General features: G+C 66.5%; 21 protein-coding genes and 1 pseudogene. 7 read left to right on the top strand and 15 right to left on the bottom strand.

The features are described 5' to 3' along the window. Nucleotides 1–84 precede the first annotated feature (84 nt). Complete coding sequence (locus B9C43_RS33465; protein WP_143446766.1) at nucleotides 85–543, top strand: hypothetical protein; 459 nt, start codon at nucleotides 85–87, stop codon at nucleotides 541–543. Nucleotides 544–612: 69 nt separating this feature from the next. Next, nucleotides 613–870, top strand: coding sequence for an amphi-Trp domain-containing protein (locus B9C43_RS33460; protein ID WP_033391545.1), 258 nt, complete (start codon nucleotides 613–615; stop codon nucleotides 868–870). A gap of 44 nt (nucleotides 871–914) precedes the next feature. On the opposite strand, the gene B9C43_RS33455 is transcribed toward B9C43_RS33460, so the two are convergent. The 6 genes from B9C43_RS33455 to B9C43_RS33430 all read right to left on the bottom strand — a co-directional run bounded on the left by B9C43_RS33455 (nucleotide 915) and on the right by B9C43_RS33430 (nucleotide 7,201). Beyond that, complete coding sequence (locus tag B9C43_RS33455) at nucleotides 915–2,300, bottom strand: S28 family serine protease (protein WP_235038996.1); 1,386 nt, start codon at nucleotides 2,298–2,300, stop codon at nucleotides 915–917. A 102-nt stretch (nucleotides 2,301–2,402) separates the two neighbouring features. After that, nucleotides 2,403–3,692, bottom strand: coding sequence for a S28 family serine protease (locus tag B9C43_RS33450; protein WP_084430753.1), 1,290 nt, complete (start codon nucleotides 3,690–3,692; stop codon nucleotides 2,403–2,405). 66 nt (nucleotides 3,693–3,758) lie between these two features. Then, on the bottom strand, nucleotides 3,759–4,958 hold the full coding sequence (locus B9C43_RS33445; RefSeq protein ID WP_235038995.1) for an ABC transporter permease: 1,200 nt from the start codon (nucleotides 4,956–4,958) through the stop codon (nucleotides 3,759–3,761). Then, nucleotides 4,951–5,625, bottom strand: coding sequence for an ABC transporter ATP-binding protein (locus B9C43_RS33440; protein ID WP_033391542.1), 675 nt, complete (start codon nucleotides 5,623–5,625; stop codon nucleotides 4,951–4,953). The genes B9C43_RS33445 and B9C43_RS33440 overlap by 8 nt, the downstream gene beginning before the upstream one ends. After that, nucleotides 5,622–6,662 (bottom strand): peptidoglycan-binding protein, encoded by a 1,041-nt coding sequence (locus B9C43_RS33435; protein ID WP_160096850.1) that lies wholly within the window; start codon nucleotides 6,660–6,662, stop codon nucleotides 5,622–5,624. The genes B9C43_RS33440 and B9C43_RS33435 overlap by 4 nt, the downstream gene beginning before the upstream one ends. A 14-nt stretch (nucleotides 6,663–6,676) precedes the next feature. Then, the gene (locus tag B9C43_RS33430) at nucleotides 6,677–7,201 is read right to left on the bottom strand and encodes a hypothetical protein (protein WP_084430750.1); all 525 of its coding nucleotides are present in this window, start codon (nucleotides 7,199–7,201) and stop codon (nucleotides 6,677–6,679) included. Between the two features lie 94 nt (nucleotides 7,202–7,295). On the opposite strand from B9C43_RS33430, the gene B9C43_RS33425 reads away from it, so the two are divergent. Together B9C43_RS33425 and B9C43_RS33420 are read left to right on the top strand one after the other, a co-directional pair. After that, on the top strand, nucleotides 7,296–7,946 hold the full coding sequence (locus B9C43_RS33425; protein WP_084430749.1) for a response regulator transcription factor: 651 nt from the start codon (nucleotides 7,296–7,298) through the stop codon (nucleotides 7,944–7,946). Continuing rightward, nucleotides 7,943–9,169 (top strand): sensor histidine kinase, encoded by a 1,227-nt coding sequence (locus B9C43_RS33420; protein WP_033391538.1) that lies wholly within the window; start codon nucleotides 7,943–7,945, stop codon nucleotides 9,167–9,169. The genes B9C43_RS33425 and B9C43_RS33420 overlap by 4 nt, the downstream gene beginning before the upstream one ends. Here the strand turns inward: B9C43_RS33420 and B9C43_RS33415 are convergent. After that, nucleotides 9,120–9,710: a TetR/AcrR family transcriptional regulator gene (locus tag B9C43_RS33415; protein ID WP_084430748.1), complete on the bottom strand. Its 591-nt coding sequence runs from the start codon at nucleotides 9,708–9,710 to the stop codon at nucleotides 9,120–9,122. The two genes, B9C43_RS33420 and B9C43_RS33415, sit on opposite strands and share 50 nt — an antisense overlap. 118 nt (nucleotides 9,711–9,828) lie before the next feature. Here B9C43_RS33415 and B9C43_RS33410 point away from each other — a divergent pair, with 118 nt between their 5' ends. Then, nucleotides 9,829–10,392 carry a PadR family transcriptional regulator gene (locus B9C43_RS33410; protein WP_143446765.1) on the top strand — a complete coding sequence of 188 codons (564 nt, stop codon included), beginning with the start codon at nucleotides 9,829–9,831 and terminating at the stop codon, nucleotides 10,390–10,392. 5 nt (nucleotides 10,393–10,397) lie between these two features. On the opposite strand, the gene B9C43_RS33405 is transcribed toward B9C43_RS33410, so the two are convergent. Both B9C43_RS33405 and B9C43_RS33400 read right to left on the bottom strand, forming a co-directional pair. Next, on the bottom strand, nucleotides 10,398–11,450 hold the full coding sequence (locus B9C43_RS33405; RefSeq protein ID WP_084430747.1) for a threonine aldolase family protein: 1,053 nt from the start codon (nucleotides 11,448–11,450) through the stop codon (nucleotides 10,398–10,400). A 9-nt stretch (nucleotides 11,451–11,459) separates the two neighbouring features. Beyond that, entirely contained in the window at nucleotides 11,460–12,239 is a 780-nt protein-coding gene (locus B9C43_RS33400) for a class I SAM-dependent methyltransferase (protein ID WP_407657138.1), read from the bottom strand. Between the two features lie 84 nt (nucleotides 12,240–12,323). Between B9C43_RS33400 and B9C43_RS33395 the strand changes: the two genes are divergently transcribed. Then, nucleotides 12,324–13,148 (top strand): VOC family protein, encoded by an 825-nt coding sequence (locus tag B9C43_RS33395; RefSeq protein WP_084430745.1) that lies wholly within the window; start codon nucleotides 12,324–12,326, stop codon nucleotides 13,146–13,148. A 53-nt stretch (nucleotides 13,149–13,201) separates the two neighbouring features. On the opposite strand, the gene B9C43_RS33390 is transcribed toward B9C43_RS33395, so the two are convergent. The 5 genes from B9C43_RS33390 to rpsB all read right to left on the bottom strand — a co-directional run bounded on the left by B9C43_RS33390 (nucleotide 13,202) and on the right by rpsB (nucleotide 17,279). Next, on the bottom strand, nucleotides 13,202–14,071 hold the full coding sequence (locus B9C43_RS33390; protein WP_033391530.1) for a phosphatidate cytidylyltransferase: 870 nt from the start codon (nucleotides 14,069–14,071) through the stop codon (nucleotides 13,202–13,204). A gap of 12 nt (nucleotides 14,072–14,083) precedes the next feature. Beyond that, nucleotides 14,084–14,641, bottom strand: a complete 558-nt coding sequence (frr, locus tag B9C43_RS33385; protein ID WP_033391529.1) for a ribosome recycling factor — start codon at nucleotides 14,639–14,641, stop codon at nucleotides 14,084–14,086. A gap of 71 nt (nucleotides 14,642–14,712) precedes the next feature. Continuing rightward, complete coding sequence (gene pyrH / locus B9C43_RS33380) at nucleotides 14,713–15,453, bottom strand: UMP kinase (RefSeq protein WP_033391528.1); 741 nt, start codon at nucleotides 15,451–15,453, stop codon at nucleotides 14,713–14,715. Between the two features lie 105 nt (nucleotides 15,454–15,558). Further along, nucleotides 15,559–16,374, bottom strand: coding sequence for a translation elongation factor Ts (tsf, locus tag B9C43_RS33375; RefSeq protein WP_033391527.1), 816 nt, complete (start codon nucleotides 16,372–16,374; stop codon nucleotides 15,559–15,561). 77 nt (nucleotides 16,375–16,451) lie between these two features. Then, nucleotides 16,452–17,279 (bottom strand): 30S ribosomal protein S2, encoded by an 828-nt coding sequence (gene rpsB / locus B9C43_RS33370; protein ID WP_033391526.1) that lies wholly within the window; start codon nucleotides 17,277–17,279, stop codon nucleotides 16,452–16,454. Between the two features lie 379 nt (nucleotides 17,280–17,658). Here rpsB and B9C43_RS59695 point away from each other — a divergent pair. Next, nucleotides 17,659–18,066, top strand: a pseudogene (locus tag B9C43_RS59695) (M23 family metallopeptidase); the annotation flags it as partial. Nucleotides 18,067–18,120: 54 nt separating this feature from the next. Here B9C43_RS59695 and B9C43_RS33360 read toward each other — a convergent pair. Next, nucleotides 18,121–19,083, bottom strand: coding sequence for a FliA/WhiG family RNA polymerase sigma factor (locus B9C43_RS33360; RefSeq protein ID WP_084430743.1), 963 nt, complete (start codon nucleotides 19,081–19,083; stop codon nucleotides 18,121–18,123). Nucleotides 19,084–19,092: the final 9 nt, after the last annotated feature.

The following is a 19,092-nucleotide window of genomic DNA, read 5'->3' as shown; positions in this document are numbered from 1 at the left end:
AGTGGTGTTCGCCGAACCAGCCAATTGGACACTTCAGTCCTGAACCCGCGTCAACACGTGCCGAACCCTGACATGCTGCCGGGCATGGGGCTTCTCACCGATTACTTCTCTGCCGCGTCCGACGAGTTGGCGGCGACCGCCCTGCATGCGCCAGGCGGGCCGCTGCGTGCGGATCCGCCGTTCAAGACTGTGGAGACGAAGGGGATTGAGCCTGCCGTGACGTTGGCCAGATTGGCGACGGCGTTGACGGGCGACGACTACGACACCGTCACCGCTGATCCGCAATGGTGTCGGCTGGTGGCTGAGGATGACGATGAGGAATCGGGGTTGTTCATCGGTGGCGTGGCGGACAAGTTGACGGATGCGCTTGCGCGGGCCGATGACGCGCGGCTGCCGGAGGTTGCGGCGCAGTGGGCGCTGGCCGAGGAATTCTGGGGTTACGGCGATCCCGATGTCCTCACCGATGTGCTCAAGCAGCTCGTCGAGTTGGCCCGGCACGCGACTGAACAGGGCGAACGGCTGTATACCTGGGTCTGTGTCTGAGTTTTCGGCACCCACGGTTGAATACGGCGCACAGGCGCCTGCACTGGGGGCCCGGAGATCGGAGGTCACATGGCCGACGCAACACGGGATGTCGAGAAGATCTACTCCACCGCTGACGTGGTCGCGAAGCTGCGCAGGCTCGCGGACGCCCTGGAGTCCGAGACCCCGTTCCGCATTTCGATCGCGGGTGAGCGCATCCGCGTACCCAAGCGTGCCGAGTTCTCCATCGAGCACGAGCGGGGCGATGGCGAGGAAGAGATCGAGTTCCAGCTCAAGTGGACGATCGAAGACGACGAGGACGAAGACGACGACGACAAGGTCGTCTGAGTACAAGAATGGGCCGGGCACAATCGCCCGGCCCACTCGGCAACCTAGCGCGGGAAGCGGTCCCGTGCGTCCTCCAACTTGTCGAAGTCGCTGACACTCAACGTCTTCGCGACAGTGGCGGGTGCGGTCACGTTTGCCCAGCGCTGCAACGCCTTGGTCGCGGCTTCGCGATCGGCGGGCACCAACTGGGAGATGTTCGCGCCGTGGTTGGCGCCCGGCGCCGTGTAGGTGTACGAGTCACGCTTGCTGGGCACGAACGGCTCGGCGCCCCACGGGTCGTTGGCACCGTAGACGAACAACATCTGACTTGACTGGGTACGGACCCAGAAGTCGACGTCCAGCATCGGCAACGGGTCGTGGCGGGACCGCAGCGACGGCGGCAAGTTCGAGTTGGCCTCGTAGAACGACGGCGGGTAGTTCGTCACTCCCCGCAGGTGCCTGAACTTCAACGCGGGCGCGCCCAACTGGGTCGCGGCCTGGTAGTAGTACGGCGCATAGGCCAAGACGTCCTGGTCGGTGTAGAACGACCAGCCCGCGATTCCGTCGATCCACTCGTAGATCACGTCGGACGACGCGGTCGCGGCCGGCACCTTCGCGCAGTCGGCCTGCTTGGAGTACTGCCAGAACGCCCACACCGTGTCCAGCACGGTCATTTCGAACGCCTTGTCAGCGCTGCCAAGCACTTGGTTGAAGGTACGGCCGTTGGCCGAGGCCCAAGCCTCGTACTTGGCCAGCAGTTCGGGGCGCCGCTCGAGGGCCTCGCGCTGGACGTCGTTCAGGGCCTGACGGCACGCGGCGTCGTTGCCGACCGCCTCGAAGAACTTGTCGTACGCCTTGTCGTGGTTGTTGATCACGTCGTTCGGGGCGACGTACGCGACCACCCCGTCGACGTCACGCGGGTAGAACCGCCGGTGGTACACCGAGGTCATGCCGCCCTTGCTGGCACCGGTGGAGATCCACTTCTTCGAGTAGACAGGCTTGAGCGCCTCGACGATCCGGTGGTGGTCGGTGGCCGCCTGCCAGATGTTCAGGTCGTCCCAGTCGGCCGGGCTGGGCCGGGACGGCTCGAAGAACCGCTGCTCCACCGAGATCTGGTTGCCGTCGATCAGCTGCGTCGGTTCGGAGCGGAACGCGGTCGTGCGCATGTTGTAGCCGCTGGTGTGCAGCACCATCGGCCGGTCGGTTGCCTTGTGCAGCAACTGGAAACGCTGCTCGAACCGGCCCGCGGACGGATGCCTGTGGTCGGCGGGCTGCGAGTAGCTCAGGATGAAGAACCGGTAGCCCGCCGGTGCCGTCCCTTCCGACACCACCGTCAGTCCGGGCACGTCCTTGAGCCGCGCCACGATGTCCTCTTCAGCCGTGGCGGCTGGCGCCAGGCCGAACGTCAACGCGGCGGCCACACCGGCCACCAACGCTTTTCGCAGTAACACGCCGATCTCCTCACTCCCAGCGGCGAACCAGCGCATTCTGGCAAGAAAGTGCCAGACCGGATAGCTACTGAAGTCGCTAACCAGCGGAAACCGCCCCTTAGTTCACCCGATCCATCGGCGCAGGGCCTGCACAGCGGCGTCACGTTCGCTTGGCGTCAAGGCCGCGATACTCGCCGTGACATGGTTGGCACCCGGCGCGGTGTAGCTGTACGAGTCGTTCTTGCTGGGCACGAAGGGTTCGGCGCCCCACGGGTCGTTTTGCCCGTAGATGAACAGCATCCGGCTCGACTGCGTGCGCACCCACGTATCGATGTCGACCATCGGCTCCGGGTCGTGCGGGGAGCGTAACTCCGGCGGCAGGTTCGAGTGCGCACCGTAGAACGACGGCCCGTAACGCATCACGCCCCGAAGGTGCTCGAACTTCAACGAGGGCCAGCCCAATTGGGTCGCTGCCTGGTAGGAGTACGGCACGAACGGCATGGCGCCCTGGTCCGTGTAGGTCGACCAGCCGTCGATGACGTCGATGAACCGGTAGATGTCGTCGGTCATCGCCGCCACGCCAGGCACTCTGTCGCAGTAGGACGGTCCGTGGAACTGCCAGAACGCCCACATCGTGTCCAGCACCGTGAACTCGAATGCCTTGTCGGCTGTGCCGTGCAATTGGGTGAACGTGTACCCGCTCGCGGTAGCCCACGCCTCGAACTTGGGTACGAGTTCGGCACGGCGTCTGAGTGCCTCGTGTTGCAGGGTGGCCAGCGCCGCGCGGCAAGTCGATGTCCCGACAGTGCCGAAGAACTTGTCATACGCCTCGTCTTGGTCGTTGTCGTGATCGTTCGGAGCGACATACGCCACCACACCGTCCACATCGGCCGGATAGAACCTACGGTGGTACACCGAGGCCATGCCACCCTTGCTGGATCCGGTGGCGATCCACTTGCCGCGGTAGATCTGTTTGAGCGCCACGATGATCCGGTGGTGATCCGATGCGGCCTGTCTGATGGTCAGGTGCTTCCAGTCCGCCGGTTGTGGCCGGGACGGCTGGAAGAACCGCGCCTCCACCGAGATCTGGTTGCCGTCCACAAGTTGCGTCGGCTCAGCCAGTAATGGCGTGGCGCGCATGGTGTATCCGCTGGTGTGCACCACCGTTGGCCGGCTCGTTTCCTTGTGCATCAACTGGATGCGTTGCTGGAACGAGCCAGCCGACGGTGTGTCGTGGTCAGCGGGCTGTGAGTAGGTGAGGATGAAGAACCGGTAGCCAGCGGGCGCGGCCGACTCCGACACGACAGTCATCCCCGGCACCAGCTTGAGCTGGGCGAGGATGTCTGTCTGCGCAACCGCCGGAAGTGCGGGTGCGAGAACGAACGCCAGGACGGCGATGAGAAGCACCCGCATACTTCTTTTTTACCCACCCGCGATGGCGCTGTACTCGGTTCCGGGATCAATTCGCCTGTTCGGGTGTCAGGGCGTCGCCAACGCTTCAGTCGGTGACAATCGGCTTGCCCTGATCGCCGGATAGAGCCCCGCGACCATGCCGATGATCATCGTCGCGACCACGCCGCCCGCGGATGCCCAAGCCGGTACGACCGAAGGCCAATCCTGGTACGCCGCATATGAAACAGTCACCACGACACCGAGCAGCACACCACCGAGCCCACCCAAAGCCGACAGCAGCAACGACTCCGCGAGAAACTGGATCCGCACTTGGCCACGGGTCGCGCCGAGTGACCGCCGCAGACCGATCTCAGCCCGGCGTTCCAGTACGGAGATGACCATCGTATTGGCCACACCCACGCCACCGACCAGCAAGGCGACCGCGCCAAGGCCCAGCAGCAACCCGTTCAGGGTCTGATCGGTCGCTTGCTTGGCGGCCAACGCGTCGGACGGCCGGGACACCGAGACCTCGTTGGGGTTCTCCGGGTTCGCCGTCGCCGCGAGAACTGCCTGCACGGCTTCGACGGCGTCTTCACGCGTTCGCGTGTAGACAGTCGTGGCGTAACCGTCGAACTTCAGCGACTGTTCGGCGATCGGCCAGCCGATCAACGCCGCAGTGTCCAGCTCGGGCGCGAGCGGCACAGGGTTCAGCACGCCGACCACCGTGAACCACTGATCGCCGAGGTAGACGCGCTGATCTGGCCCGGCAACACCGACGCCGAGGCGTTCCGCCGTTCTGTGACCAAGCACAACCGCGGGATAACGCGCGTTGGCTTCGTTGAGGAACGCGCCGCTCGTCACCGTCGCGCCGACCGTGTCTGGCAGATCCGGCCTTGTGGCCAGGACGGCGATGCCGCCTGACTGCGTCTCCGGGATCCGGTCGTTGCGGTACACCTTGGCACCGACCACTTTTCCGGTCGCCGACGTGGACAGCACCGGCTCGATCCGGTCGATCATGCCGATCGACGAGTCCGGCAGGTGGCTCTGCTCGCCGAACAGCGACTGGCCGGGGCCGACGGTGAGCAGGTTGGTGCCGAGCGCGGCCAGTTGGCGGTCCAGGTTCTCCCGGCTGGACGTGGAGATCCCGACGACCGAGATCATCGCGGCGATCCCGATCGCGATGCCCAGTGCGGACAGGAACACCCGCAGTGGCCTGGCCCGCAGCCCCGCTCCGCCCACTCGAAGCACGTCACGCACGCTCAGCCGCGCTGGTCGCAGGTCAGCCACGGTGATCACCCACGATCTCGCCGTCGCGCATGTCCACCTGGCGTGGCAGACCGGCCGCGATGTCGCGGTCATGGGTGATGATCACAACCGTTGTGCCCGCCGCGTTCAGTTCACGCAGCAACGCGATCACACCGGCGCCGGACTGCGTGTCGAGATTGCCGGTCGGCTCGTCGGCCAGCAGCAATGCCGGTTCACCAACGACCGCACGAGCGATCGCGACACGTTGCCGTTCGCCACCGGACATCTCGTGCGGCTGGTGGTCCACCCGATGCCCCAGCCCGACCCTGCCGAGAGCTTCTCTGGCCTGACGTCTGCGTTCCCGCAAATTCGTTCCGGTGTAGAGCAGACCGTCGGCCACATTGTCCAAAGCGGACACCCCGGCAGCCAGGTGGAACTGCTGGAACACGAATCCGAGCACGCGCGCCCTGAGCGCGGACAGCTCACGGTCGCTCAGTGAATGCACGTCGTACTCCTCGACGTGGACGGATCCCGCGCTCGGCCGGTCCAGCGTTCCGATCATGTTGAGCATGGTCGACTTCCCTGAACCTGACGGCCCGACGATCCCGACCAGCTCGCCACGCCCGATGGCCACGCTGACCTCTCGCAACGCCGTCACACCGCCCGGATACACCCTGCTGACACCGCGAAGCTCGACGACCGGGGTCACTTCGGCACTCCCACAACCGTTCCCGCGCTGATCCCCGTCCCTCGGATCTCCACCTTGCCGTCGGCGAACATGCCGGTCTCAACCGCGACATACCTGCTGGTAGCACCGTCGAGGACCTGGACTCCGTAACCGCCTTCAGCCAGGGCGACCAACGCGCCGACGGGCACGGCGAGCACGTTCTCCCGCTTGTCGGACACCAGCGTGACGTCGACCGGCGCCGAGTCCAGCCTGCCTGCCGCGGCTTGATCAGCAAGCGTCACAACGACTTCGATCGTGCTCGTGGTGGCGCTGCCCTGCTGCGCGGGCTGGGCGACCGCGACACTGCCGACGGACGCGACCGTGCCACCGACCGACTTGCCGTCCGGAAACGTCACAGTGGCCGAGATCCCTTGGTTGACAAGGTGTTGCTTGGCCACGTCGAGCTGGACGGTGACGGTCCTTGTCGTCCCCGTGTACTTCATCACCTGGCCGTTCGCCGGTCCCCCGACCTGGGTCAGCAACTCCGCGACCCGGATCTCGCCGGGCACGACCACGATGTCCGACGTCTGCACCGTGCCGTTCTCCGGCTTGCCGAGGTCCTCCTGCCACTGCTTCACCGCGGTCGCAGTGGCCGAGGTGAACTCGTTGTCGACGGTGAACCCCTTGTAGCCCAACGCCTGCAGGTTCTCCTCGAACTGCTTGACGTCGTTGCCGTCGACACCGGACTTCAACACCCGATACGGCGGAATGCTCCCGTAGAACGCCGGAACCGGCAGATCGTCGACCGAATACACGTTCTCGCCCCGAGTGATCACCTCACCCGCCGCGGGCAGCCACGTCACGGTCCCCGGAGCGGTTCGCATCAACGGGTGCTGCGTGCCGTAGCCCAAGGTCCCGGACACCTTCTCGGTGCTGGTCAGCGTGGTCGACGTGACCTTGGCGCTGCTCGGCGGCAGCCCGGTGGACGGTGGCGGCGCCGCGTCCGTTCCACCGAACCCGAACGCCGCAACACCCCCAGCGCCAACCACGACAACGGCCGCACCCAGTCCGACAGCCATGCGAGTAGCGCGTTTCATCGGCCCAGCCGTCCCGGAACCTTGTCCTGGCACGCGTCCATCGCCTTCTTGAAGGCCGGGCTGTCACGGTCGATGCCCTGCAACGCGCCCAAGCCGAGGTTCGGGCTGTTCGGGTCCGGGTCGGGTACGTCGATCCCGTTGTCCCGCAGGCACTGCGTCAGCGCGCGGAGCTGGTCGATCAGCTTCGGGTCGAGCTTGGACAGATCGCCGCCGCCGGGCAGGAACTGCTTGCACGCCTCCATGGCCTTCTGGAACGCGGGGCTGTTGCGGTCGATCTTCGACTCGTCCCAGGCGCCCCCGCCGCCGTTCGGGTCCGGGTCAGGAACGTCGACACCGTTGTCCCGCATGCACTTGGCGAACTTCTGCATCTGCTCATCGGTGCTGCCGGACTGCGTCGTGCTTGTCGGCGGGGCGCCGGAGCTGTTGCCGCCTGCTGAGGCGATCCCTTGATTGGAGTTCCCTTCACTGCCGCACGCACCGAGGAGCAGCAGGAGGGTTATCGCAGTGATGATCCGTCGCATGGTTGCCAGTCGAGCAGGGTGGCCATAACCCGCGCGTAACTCGATTGGCTGGAGTTAACGGTCACGTTATGGCCGTCTCGCGGATGATGGGTACATGCGAGTTCTGGTGGTCGAGGACGAGCCGATCCTCGCGGACGCGATCGCCGAGTGGCTGCGGCGTGAGGCGTTCGCTGTGGACGTCGTGCATCGCGGGGACCTAGCGCTGGAGCGACTCGCCGTGAACTCCTACGACGTGGTCGTGCTGGATCGTGATATCCCGGTCGTGCACGGCGACGAGGTGTGCCGCTCGGTCGCGGGCGGTGAGACGCGCATCCTCATGCTCACGGCTGCTTCAGGGGTCCGTGACCGGGTCGCGGGGCTCGGCTTGGGCGCCGACGACTACCTGCCCAAGCCGTTCGCCTTCGTGGAACTGTCCGCGCGTGTACACGCCTTGCTGCGCCGGACCAGGCCGGCCGCGCCTCCGGTGTTGCAACGCGCCGGGCTGCGGATCGACCCGGGCAGGCGCGAGGTCAGCCGGGACGGCCAGGCGATCACGTTGGCGAACAAGGAATTCGCGTTGCTCACCGAGCTCGTCCGTGCCGACGGCGCGGTCGTGTCCACGGAGCACCTATTGGAAAAGGTATGGGATGAACACATCGATCCGTTCACCAATGTCGTGCGGGTGACCATGATGAAGCTGCGGCGCAAACTCGGTGATCCGCCGATCGTGGAAACGGTCGCAGGCGTGGGATACCGGATCCGATGAACCGCCTTCTGCTGCGCAACTGGACGATCCGCGGCCGGCTGACCGCGCTGTACGGCTCGCTGTTCTTCGCGGCGGGCGCGATCCTGTTGACGCTGATGTACCTGCTGGTCTGGCAGATCCTCAACCGGTCGCAGATGGACGTCCCCAACTCGGACGCGATCCGCGTGACGTTGAGCCGCCTCGGGGTGCTGCCGAACGGGCAGAGCAGCGCCGAGTTCGCGCAACTGGTCGACAGCATCAGGGTGGCGCAGGAGCAGCAACGCCAGGACATCCTCAATTCACTTCTCACGCAGGGCGTCGTCACCCTGATCGGGGTCGGGCTGGTCGCCGCGGCGCTCGGCTGGCTGCTGGCCAGGCGCGCTTTGCAGCCCGTGCACAAGATCACTGAGACGGCCAAGCGGATCGCGGCCTCGGACGCCAGCCGTGGCCTGCAGGAACGCATCACGCACAGCGGTCCCCGGGACGAGGTGACCGAGCTGGCGCAGACCTTCAACACGATGCTGGAACGCCTCGACCGCTCGTTCGACGGGCAACAGCGGTTCATCGCGAACGCGTCCCACGAGATGCGCACACCGCTGGCGGTGAAGCGGGCGCTGATCGAGATCACCATCACCAGACCCGGGACCTCGCAGGACGCGGTTCGGATGGGCGAGTCGTTGCTGGAGATCAACGCCAGGCACGAGCGGCTCATCGACGGCCTGCTCACCCTGGCCGACAGCTCGAACGAACCAGTCGAACGCAGTCCGCTCGACCTGGCCGACGTCACCGACCACGTGATCGACCAGCTCGCACCCGCCGCGCGCGACGCGGGCGTGGACATCCGCATCGCCGTACTGCCGCCAGCGCCCGTGGTCGGCGACGCGGTGATGATCGAACGGCTGACCCAGAACCTCGTTGAGAACGCCATCCGGCACAACGTCCCGGACGGCTGGATCAGTGTGCGAACCGGGTCGGAGAACGGGTGGAGCACGGTCACCGTGAGCAATTCCGGGCCGGTCGTCCGGCCGTACGAGATCGACGTGCTGTTCCAGCCGTTCCGCCGGCTTGAGCGGGAACGCACCGCGGGTGAACGCGGGTTCGGGCTGGGGCTGTCGATCGCACGCGCGATCAGCCGGGCGCATCAGGGCGACGTGGAGGCGTCGCCACGCTCGGACGGCGGCCTTGACGTGACACTCAGGCTGCCACGAGCCCTTTCGCCAGCAGATCAACCAGCGCGGCGATAGTCCGGTCGGGCTCGATCTTCGCCGGCGGTTGCCCGAGCAGGATGTCGACGACCGGGTAGTAGGAGATCGCGGAGAACAGCAGCGCCGCGACGGCTTCCGTGTCGTGCGGGCGTAGACCACCGTCGGCGACGGCTTTGTCCAGCCAGGACCGCATCGCGTCGTGCAGCGCGCCCAGCATGCGTATGGCGATCTTGTCGGCCAGCTCCGGGCGAGCGTCCAAGTCCCGCAACGTGATCCGGATCAGCTGCGCGTTCGCGTCCAGTGAGCCGATCAGCTGCTCGGTGATGATCTTCAACGCGGCGACCGGATCCTTCGGCAACGAGGACACCAGCAGCACACTGGTGCGCTCGAAGTCCGCGATGTGCCAGTCGATCGCGGCGGCCAGCACTTCCTGCTTGGACCGGAAGTGCTTGTACAGCGCGCCTGAGCCGGGTGCGAGCCCAGCCGCGCGCTGGATGTCCGCGACGCTCGTGCCCGCGTAGCCCTGTTCCGCGAACAACGGGATCGCCACCCGGACGATCCGTTCTTTGGCCGTCTGCATAGGTGAGAGAGTACTCACTCACCTCTTGGTCGGCAAAGTTGTGTTGCATCGCGATCGGTTCCGATATATCGTTGACGCATCGGGATAGATCCCGACTGACTCACTAAGGAGAGAAACCATGCATCACCCACACGATTTCGACATGCGACGGCACGGCGGCCGGGGCCGGCGAGGGCCATTCCCACCAGGGTTCGGCTTCGAACGCGAATTCGGCCGGGGCCCACGACGCGGCCGGGGCCACAGGCGTGGCCGTGGCGACGTACAGGCGGCCGTGCTGGCGTTGCTCGCTGAGCGCCCCATGCACGGCTACGAGATCATCCAGGAGATCAACGAGCGCAGCGGCGGTTACTGGCGGCCGAGTCCTGGCTCGGTCTACCCGACCTTGCAGATGCTGACCGATCGCGGCCTGCTCAGCCAGGAAGGCGGCACGGGCAACCAGCGTCAGTACATGCTGACCGACGAAGGCCGCGTACAGGCCGAGCAGCAGCAGACCCCGCCGTGGCAGCAGGTCACCGACGAGGTCGGCGAGCAGGAAATCGAACTGCACACCGCACTGCACCAACTGGTCTCAGCGGTCGCGCAGGTGTCGCAGGCCGCGACCGACACGCAGAAGGCCCGTGCGATCGACACGCTGAACGAGACCAGGCGCGCGATCTACGCGATCCTGGGCTCGAGCGAGTGAGCCCGCTAGCCCGCGGCCAGCATCAACTCGCCGACGAAGTCGCGGACTTCCGCGTCGGTGACGTCGTCGAACTGCTCGGTGACCGTGATCTCGAAACTGCAGGTCATCGGGTTCGCCGAGCGGCGCACCTGACCGAACACCCGCAGCCCGGTCTTCTCGGCCAACAGCTTGGCGTGCTCAAGCACCCGTTCGGGCTGGGCTGCGAGGTGGACGTGGAACAAGGGCGTCTGCGGCGGTTCCGGCACCACCTGCACGCCAGGGATGCCGGCTAGCATTCCGGCCAGAGTGCGGGCCCTGACCAGGAATTCCGGCATCCTCGGCAGGAGTTCGTCCAGGCCGCGCTCGCCCGCCAGCGCCATCGGCCACGCCGCCGCGGTGTTGCCGCCGAGCCGGTTGCGCCAGATCTTGGCGTGCTCGATGAACTCGGCGTCCCCGGCCAGCAGCGCGCCGGAGATCCCCATCAGTCCTTTGTAGAGGGACACGTACACGCTGTCGAACAGCGCCGCGATCTCCGCGTGCGAGCGACCGTAGTACGGCTGCGCCTCCCACAGCCTCGCACCGTCCATATGGGACGCGACACCGTGTTCCCGCGTCCAGTCGACCTGTGCGACCAGCTCTTCCCATGCGGGTAACAGGCCGCCGATGTCCCGCTGCGGCAACTCCAGCAGCAGCGCGGCAACCGGTTGCTTGATCGCTTCGAGATCGGCGACCGTGATCAGCGAGTGGTAGTCGCCGACCAGCACGGCCGACAGGCCGTGCACGAGTTGGTAACCCTTGTGCTCGTGCACTTCCATGTGGCACTGCGGGTGGAACGCGATCATGTTGCTGTTGCGGCGGTCGGCATGGATGCGCATGGCGACCTGCTGGGCCATGGTGCCGGTCGGGAACATCGCCGCGGCCGGCTTGCCCAGCAGATCGGCGACCCGGCGCTCCAGCCGTGGCACGGCGTCGGTTCTGGATTCGTCCTCGTCGACCCGTGCACGGACAAGGTCAAGGACACGGGCCGGGCGGTGCTTGCGCGTCGTCACAAGGGACACGGAACGAAGGTCGATCGCCATACGACGACACTACCCGTCGCTATGGACTAGACCACTTGGTTTACGACGGCTGCGCACGCGGTAGCCGACCGGGAAGCTCAGCCCGGTGACGCTGGCGATCGCCTTGCGGGCCACCGGCGCGGAGAACTCGATCCGCAGCACGGCTTCCAGGCTCGCGCGGTCCTCGAAGCGCCACGTGGTAACGGCGTCCCGGCTGTCGAAACCTTCGTCGGCGAAGAACTGCTCGATCTTCGCCGGGTCGTACTTCGGCAGATCGGCGCGCAACCAGTCGCCGTACGGCGCGCTGCCGCCGTCAAGATCCACGATCGCCAGCACACCGCCCGGCCGCAGAACCCGGTCCGCCTCGGCGAGTCCGGGTTCGCAGCCGGGCCCGAAAAAGTACGCCGTCCTGGCGTGAACGACATCGACGCACGCATCCGGCAACGGAATCCGTTGCGCGGCACCAACCATCACTTCAACCGACGATAGGTTGGCAACCCGTTGCCTGGCACGGCGAACCAACGGCTGATGCGGCTCGACACCGAGAACAGACCGTGCGGTCTCGGCGAACCTCGGCAGGTGAAAGCCGTCGCCACAGCCAAGATCGAGCACATCGAGGCCGGTCCACTCGCACCGTTCGGCCAGGACTCGCCAGATCTCACCGTCCGCATCCTGCGCCCGGTTCTCCACCTCGTAGAGCTCCGGCCAGTGCCAGATATTCGGGCTCGGCACAACGTCATCAGGGCGAACGCCCGCCAGCAACACCTCCCGCGCACGGGAAACGAGACCAGGAAGCCATGACCTTGACACCAAAACAGCAAACCACAACGCATTGTTGAGGCGTATCGTCCGACGGTGGGCTTTGTTCCGCCCCTTTCCCCACCGGAGGTCGCCATGCGATTCGGCACACCCTGTTGGATCGACCTCGCCACGACGGACCCGAAGGCCAGCAGGGACTTCTACGGCGGCCTCTTCGGCTGGCAATATCGGGCAAATCCGACAGGCGACTATCTCACCGCACTGGCCGACGACGTTCCAGCGGCCGGCTTCTATCGAGTTCCGGATATGCCGGACGCGCCGGCGTGGACGCTTTACCTCGCCGTTTCGGACAGCCACCGAACCGCTGACCGAATTGTCCGATTGGGTGGGCAGATTCTGATGCCACCACAGGAATTCGACGGCCAAGGCAGCCTCCTGGTCGCCACCGACCCGACCGGCGCGACGATCGGCTTCTGGGAGCCGGCGACGCCGTGGCCGTTCGCCACCGGCACCAAGGGCGAGTTCCGCTGGGCCGAGCTGAACACATGGGACGGTGACGCGGCCGACAAGTTCTTCGTCGACCTGTTCGGCTACCAACTCGAACAAATCGGCGACGGCGAAGACTTCGACTACACGACATGGACGCTGCTGGGCGACAGCGAACCAGTCGCCGGAAGGATGCGGTTCGGCCCGGACTTCCCCGCAGGGACCAAACCGCACTGGATGATCTACTTCGAAGTCGGACCGATGCTGGGCACCGACGAGGCAACCGTGCTGGCCGTGCGGCTTGGCGGACGTCTGCTCTCCGAACCGGCGGACTCCCCGTTCGGCCGGTTGTCGGTGGTCGAGGATCCCGCTGGGGCCGTGTTCACGTTGATCGACTCGTCGAACCGGCAGACTCCGCACGCTCCCTCGGAAGAGGAACTCGGCGTCGGCAACGACGATCCGTACGACGACTGAAACTCCCGTGAGTGTTTAGTCCGGTCAGTAGAGCCGGCCTAAACACTCACGACCTAACTCGGCACAAACAGCCGCAGCAGCAACCAGGACACCACTGCCGAGGGCAGCAGCGAGTCCATCCGGTCCATCAGGCCACCGTGTCCCGGTAGCAGATTGCCCATGTCCTTGATCCCGAGATCGCGCTTGATCAGCGACTCCACCAAGTCGCCGAGCGTCGCGGTCATCACGATCGCGGCACCGAACAGCGCGCCCTGCCACCACTGCGCGTCGAGCATCAGGCTCAACGACAGCCAACCGCCGACCACACCGGCGGTCATCGATCCGGCGAAGCCTTCCCACGACTTCTTCGGACTGATCGTCGGCGCCATCGGGTGCTTGCCGAACAACACGCCCGCCGCGTAGCCACCGGTGTCCGAGGCGACCACGGCGATCAGGAAGCACAGCACCCGTGCGACACCGTCGTCCGGCACCACGAGCATCGCCGCGAACGACGCGAACATCGGCACGTACGCGGCCGTGAACACAGATGCCGAGATGTCCCGCAGGTAGTTCTCGGTGCCGCCCCGGAAGCGCCACAACAGGCACGCCAGGATCGTCACCACGAACGCCGACACAACGCCGTTGCGCTCGAACGGCCACGCGAGCCACACCATCGCCTGGCCGCCGATGAAGACCGGCCAGAACGCGACCTGGATCCCGGCACTGCGTTTGAGCGCACCGGACAGTTCGTATGTGGCGACGCCGACGGCGAGCGCCACGACGCCGATGAAGATCTCCTTGACGGTCACCAGCGAGACGATGACCGCGGCGCCGAGCAGCAACCCGACCCCGATGGCGGCAGGAAGGTTACGGCCGGCCCGGGACTTCTTCGGCTTGTCGTCCCCGGCCGGCTCGCCCGTTTCGGTGCCGGCTGTGCTGCCCATCTCCGTAGTCAACTAGACCTCGAGCAGCTCTGCCTCTTTGTGCTTGACCAGCTCGTCCACCTGCGCGACGTACCGGTCCGTGACGTTCTGCAGCTCCTTCTCGGCGCGTGCGACGTCGTCCTCACCCGCCTCGCCGTCCTTGGCGATCCGGTGCAGCTCCTCGTTGGCCTTGCGCCGGACGTTGCGGATCGCCACCTTGGCGTCCTCGCCCTTGCCCTTGGCCTGCTTCACCATCTCGCGGCGCCGTTCCTCGGACAGCTGCGGGATGACGATGCGGATGATGGTGCCGTCGTTGCTCGGGTTCACGCCCAGGTCGGAATCCCTGATCGCCTTCTCGATCGCGCCGAGCTGGCTGACGTCGTACGGCTTGATGACGGCCATCCGGGCCTCGGGGATGCTGACGCCGGCAAGCTGGTTCAACGGCGTGGGTGAACCGTAGTATTCGACGACGATGCGGGAGAACATGGTCGGGGTGGCCCGGCCGGTGCGCACCGACGCCAGGTCCTCCTTGGCGTGCGTCACCGCCTTTTCCATTTTCTCCTCGGCGTCGAGAAGTGTCTCGTCGATCACGGCTGCTCCTTGCTCGTGCCGTTCGTTGGACTGCGATTTACCAGCGAACCCGTCAGTACGGACATAACCGCCTAGAACGGAACCGTACTCGCGGGCGTGCTCACCAGCGTGCCGATCCTCTCACCACGCACCGCCCGGGCGATGTTGCCCTCGGTCAGCAGGTTGAAAACGACGATCGGCATGTTGTTGTCCATGCAGAGACTGAACGCAGTCGTGTCGGCCACCCGCAGGTCACGCTCCAGCGCCTCGCGGTGCGTGATGTGGTCGAACATCTTCGCGTCGGGGTTCGTGCGCGGGTCGGCGTCGTAGACACCGTCGACCGCCTTGGCCATCAGCACGACCTCACAACCGATCTCCAGCGCGCGCTGGGCGGCCGTGGTGTCGGTGGAGAAGTACGGCATGCCGGTGCCGCCACCGAAGATGACCACGCGGCCCTTCTCCAGGTGCCGGATGGCGCGCCGCGGGATGTACGCCTCGGCGACCTGGCTCATCGTGATCGCGGTCTGCACCCGCGTCTCGACGCCCTCGGCCTGCTCAAGGAAGTCTTGCAGGGCAAGGCAGTTCATCACGGTGCCGAGCATCGCCATGTAGTCGGCGCGCGCCCGGTCCATGCCCCGCTGCTGCAATTCAGCGCCACGGAAGAAGTTCCCGCCGCCGATCACGATCGCCACCTGGGTGCCTGCCCTGACCACCTCGGCGATCTGCCGGGCCACTGTTTGCACGACATCGGGATCGACACCGACGGCACCACCGCCGAACATCTCACCACCGAGCTTGAGCAGCACTCTGCGGAACGGCTTCGGGTCGGTCACATCTCCTCCTGCGGCCTTGCATGCGTCGGCGGGGCCGCGAGCGTCTCCAGACGCGCCCGCGACCCCGCCCATGCTGTCATCGCCCGTTCTACCCGAAACTTCGGGTCAGGCCTGGCCGACCTCGAAGCGGGCGAAGCGGGTGACCGTCACGCCTGCCTCGTCGAGCAGAGCCTTGACGGTCTTCTTGGAGTCGGTGACCGACGGCTGGTCGAGCAGCACGACGTCCTTGAAGAAGCCGTTGACGCGGCCTTCGACGATCTTGGGCAGGGCCGCCTCCGGCTTGCCCTCCTCGCGCGCGGTCTCCTCGGCGATCCGGCGCTCGTTGGCCACCAGGTCCTCGGGCACCTCGTCGCGGGTGACCCACTTGGCCTTCAGCGCGGCGACCTGCATCGCGGCGCCACGGGCGGCCTCAGCGTCGTCGCCCTGGTACTCGACGAGCACGCCGACCGACGGCGGCAGGTCAGCCGAGCGCTTGTGCAGGTAGAGCGCGACCGGGCCGTCGAGCACGACGACCTTGGCCAGCTCCAGCTTCTCGCCGATCTTGGCCGACAGCGCCTGCACGGCGTCGGCGACCGACTGGCCGTCCAGGTCGGCGGCCTTCAGCACCTCGACGTCCGCAGGCTTGGTGGCCTTGGCGACCTCGAGGATCCGGCTGGCCAGCTCCTGGAACTCGGTGTTCTTGGCGACGAAGTCGGTCTCGCAGCGCAGCTCGACCATCACGCCGCCGTCCGCGACGACCAGGCCGTTCGCGGTGGCGCGCTCGGCGCGCTTGCCTACGTCCTTGGCACCCTTGATCCGCAGGAACTCGACGGCCTTGTCGAAGTCGCCGCCGGTCTCCTCAAGGGCCTTCTTACAGTCCATCATTCCGGCGCCGGTGAGCTTGCGCAGGCGCGCGACGTCCGCGGCGGTGTAGTTCGCCATCGTGCGTGTTTCCGTCCTTGTTCTTGGGTGATGCCCGCTCCCCTGGCGCGGAGAGCGGGCACCTCATGAGAGCTTCGTCAGGATTCGGTCTGGGCCGGGGCTTCACCGGCGTCGGCGGTCGCGCTGACCAGCAGGTCACGCTCCCACTCGGGCAGCGGCTCGGCGGCGGCACCCGGCTCGGGCTTGTCCTCGCCCTCGGCAGCGGCACCGTTGCGGCCCGAGCGGGCGATCAGGCCTGCGGCAGCGGCCTCGGCCACCACGCGGGTCAGCAGCGCGGCCGACCGGATCGCGTCGTCGTTGCCCGGGATCGGGTAGTCGACCTCGTCCGGGTCGCAGTTGGTGTCCAGGATGGCCACGACCGGGATGTTGAGCTTGCGGGCCTCGCCGACGGCGATGTGCTCCTTCTTGGTGTCCACGATCCAGACGGCGCTCGGCACCTTGGACATGTCGCGGATACCGCCGAGGGTCCGCTCCAGCTTGTCCTTCTCGCGGGTCAGCATCAGGATCTCTTTCTTGGTCAGACCCTGGAAGCCACCGGTCTGCTCCATCGACTCCAGCTCCTTGAGCCGCTGGAGGCGCTTGTGCACGGTGGAGAAGTTGGTCAGCATGCCGCCGAGCCAGCGCTGGTTGACGAAGGGCATGCCGACGCGCTGCGCCTGCTCGGCGATGGCCTCCTGCGCCTGCTTCTTGGTGCCGACGAAGAGGATCGACCCACCGTGCGCGACCGTCTCCTTGACGAACTCGTACGCGCGGTCGATGTAGGTCAGCGTCTGCTGCAGGTCAATGATGTAGATGCCGTTGCGCTCAGTGAAGATGAATCGCTTCATCTTCGGGTTCCAGCGGCGGGTCTGGTGCCCGAAGTGCACGCCGGAATCGAGCAACTGCCTCATGGTGACGACGGCCATGGCCGGATTCGCACCTCTTCTGCTCGGGCATACCGGTCTCATCGTGAAGGCCGGCACGCTAGTCGGTTCTCGCGGCATACCGGGTGGTCTGCCGCCCTGGTGGCAGTACCGGCGCCCGCACCCACGCTGAAGTGGGACCGACGGGCGTCGTCACCGATCAGATCGACCGGCTGTACTGGCACGCGAAGTCGCCCCGTGAACACACGGGCCGCGTGAGCAGTGTACGCCGCCGAACCGACAAACCATTAACCGCTCTACCCCTTCCAGGGCGACTTGTCCACAGCCATCCAGTTATCCACAACTTGATCTTGACGCACTGGCCGCAAGTCGCCGATCACGGCAACCTCGAACTGTGCGCCAATTCCCCCAGCTCACCGCCATGATCGTGGCCCTGCTGATCGCCGCACCGGCGACAGCGGCAGCGCCACTTTCTTCCCGAACGCGCACGCAGTTTTCCTGGCCGCTTCCGCTGCCGCATCCAGTCGTTCGCCCGTTCATCCCACCCGTCAGCCCTTATGGCCCGGGCCATCGCGGCGTCGACATCGGGGGCGTTGGCGGGCAGGAGGTGATGGCGGCGGGCGACGGCCTAGTGGTTCACGCGGGCGTGGTCGTCGACCGTCCCCTCGTCTCGATCGAGCACTCGGGTGGCCTCCGGACAACCTATGAGCCCGTCACTCCCTTGGTGACGCGTGGCCAACGGGTGCGCCGAGGAGACGTGATCGGGCATTTGCTGGGCGGTCACTGCCCGGTCGCGTGTCTGCATTGGGGCGCTCGCCGGGGCGAGGACTACCTGGATCCGCTCAGACTGCTATCCCGTGGCCGGGTTCGTCTGCTGCCGTCCTCAGACGTCGGACTGCTCGACCAATTTGGCACGCAGCCGCAGCACCGCCCGGGTGTGCAGCTGGCACACGCGCGACTCGGTGACGCCGAGGACTCTGCCGATCTCGGCAAGCGTCAGGTTCTCGAAGTAATACAGCGTTACGACGATCCGGTCGCGCTCGGCCAGCTGGGCGATCGCTCCGGCGAGCTGCCTGCGGTTGTCCAGGTCGACCAGCGTCGCGACCGGGTCTTCGGCGCCCTCGTCGGGCAGCGTCTCGGCGAGCGAGGCGGTGCCACGGCCCGCGGCGACCAGTTCGTCGAGCGCGACAACGCTCGTGAGCTGCAGCTGGGCGTAGAGCTCGTGCAGGTCCTTGACGCTGATGTCGAGCTCCGCGGCGAGTTCGGCGTCGCTCGGTTGCCGCTGGAGTTTGGCGCCGAGGCGCTCAAGCGCCCGCTCCACCTCACGCGCCCGGCCGCGTACCGAACGCGGGACCCAGTCCTGTTGGCGCAGGTCATCCAGGATGGCGCCGCGGATGCGCTGCATCGCGTAGGTCTCGAACTTCAGGCCGCGCTCCGGCTCGAACTTCTCGATCGCGTCGACGAGGCCGAAGATGCCGGACTGGATCAGGTCGCCGACGTCGACGTGCGCGGGCAGGCCGGTGCCGACGCGGCCGGCGACGTACTTGACCAGCGGGGCGTAGTGCAGGACGAGCCGGTCGCGCAGCGGCTGGTCACGCTCTTTGCCGTACTCGGTCCACAGGGCGACGATGCCGGCTTCGACGTCGTCGGCGGTTCGGTGGTCACCAGGCAGGACACCGTTGGGCTGGCCGATGCCGTACGGGGCGGCGCTGCCGCGTCCGTTGGTGCTCGGCTTCGCGGGCTCGGATTCGGGCTCGGGTACGGCCACGGTACGAGAACCTCTCCCTGCGTTATCCGATCTCGTTGGATCGGGGGTGACCTGATCCAGCCTGGAGCCGCGCGACATGCCGTCCAG

The organism is Kibdelosporangium aridum (genome assembly GCF_900176515.1).
Classification (GTDB): domain Bacteria; phylum Actinomycetota; class Actinomycetes; order Mycobacteriales; family Pseudonocardiaceae; genus Kibdelosporangium; species Kibdelosporangium aridum.
The sequence above is the reverse complement of the archived record's forward strand: the minus strand, read 5'-3'. Positions and strand labels throughout refer to the sequence as shown.

Bases quoted from the DNA above. Each gene is read 5' to 3' on its own strand.
- B9C43_RS33465 (WP_143446766.1), top strand. From the start codon at position 85: ATGGGGCTTCTCACCGATTACTTCTCTGCCGCGTCCGACGAGTTGGCG.
- B9C43_RS33460 (WP_033391545.1), top strand. From the start codon at position 613: ATGGCCGACGCAACACGGGATGTCGAGAAGATCTACTCCACCGCTGAC.
- B9C43_RS33450 (WP_084430753.1), bottom strand. From the start codon at position 3,692: ATGCGGGTGCTTCTCATCGCCGTCCTGGCGTTCGTTCTCGCACCCGCA.
- B9C43_RS33435 (WP_160096850.1), bottom strand. From the start codon at position 6,662: ATGGCTGTCGGACTGGGTGCGGCCGTTGTCGTGGTTGGCGCTGGGGGT.
- B9C43_RS33430 (WP_084430750.1), bottom strand. From the start codon at position 7,201: ATGCGACGGATCATCACTGCGATAACCCTCCTGCTGCTCCTCGGTGCG.
- B9C43_RS33425 (WP_084430749.1), top strand. From the start codon at position 7,296: ATGCGAGTTCTGGTGGTCGAGGACGAGCCGATCCTCGCGGACGCGATC.
- B9C43_RS33420 (WP_033391538.1), top strand. From the start codon at position 7,943: ATGAACCGCCTTCTGCTGCGCAACTGGACGATCCGCGGCCGGCTGACC.
- B9C43_RS33415 (WP_084430748.1), bottom strand. From the start codon at position 9,710: ATGCAGACGGCCAAAGAACGGATCGTCCGGGTGGCGATCCCGTTGTTC.
- B9C43_RS33410 (WP_143446765.1), top strand. From the start codon at position 9,829: ATGCATCACCCACACGATTTCGACATGCGACGGCACGGCGGCCGGGGC.
- B9C43_RS33405 (WP_084430747.1), bottom strand. From the start codon at position 11,450: ATGGCGATCGACCTTCGTTCCGTGTCCCTTGTGACGACGCGCAAGCAC.
- B9C43_RS33395 (WP_084430745.1), top strand. From the start codon at position 12,324: ATGCGATTCGGCACACCCTGTTGGATCGACCTCGCCACGACGGACCCG.
- B9C43_RS33390 (WP_033391530.1), bottom strand. From the start codon at position 14,071: ATGGGCAGCACAGCCGGCACCGAAACGGGCGAGCCGGCCGGGGACGAC.
- tsf (WP_033391527.1), bottom strand. From the start codon at position 16,374: ATGGCGAACTACACCGCCGCGGACGTCGCGCGCCTGCGCAAGCTCACC.
- rpsB (WP_033391526.1), bottom strand. From the start codon at position 17,279: ATGGCCGTCGTCACCATGAGGCAGTTGCTCGATTCCGGCGTGCACTTC.
- B9C43_RS33360 (WP_084430743.1), bottom strand. From the start codon at position 19,083: ATGTCGCGCGGCTCCAGGCTGGATCAGGTCACCCCCGATCCAACGAGA.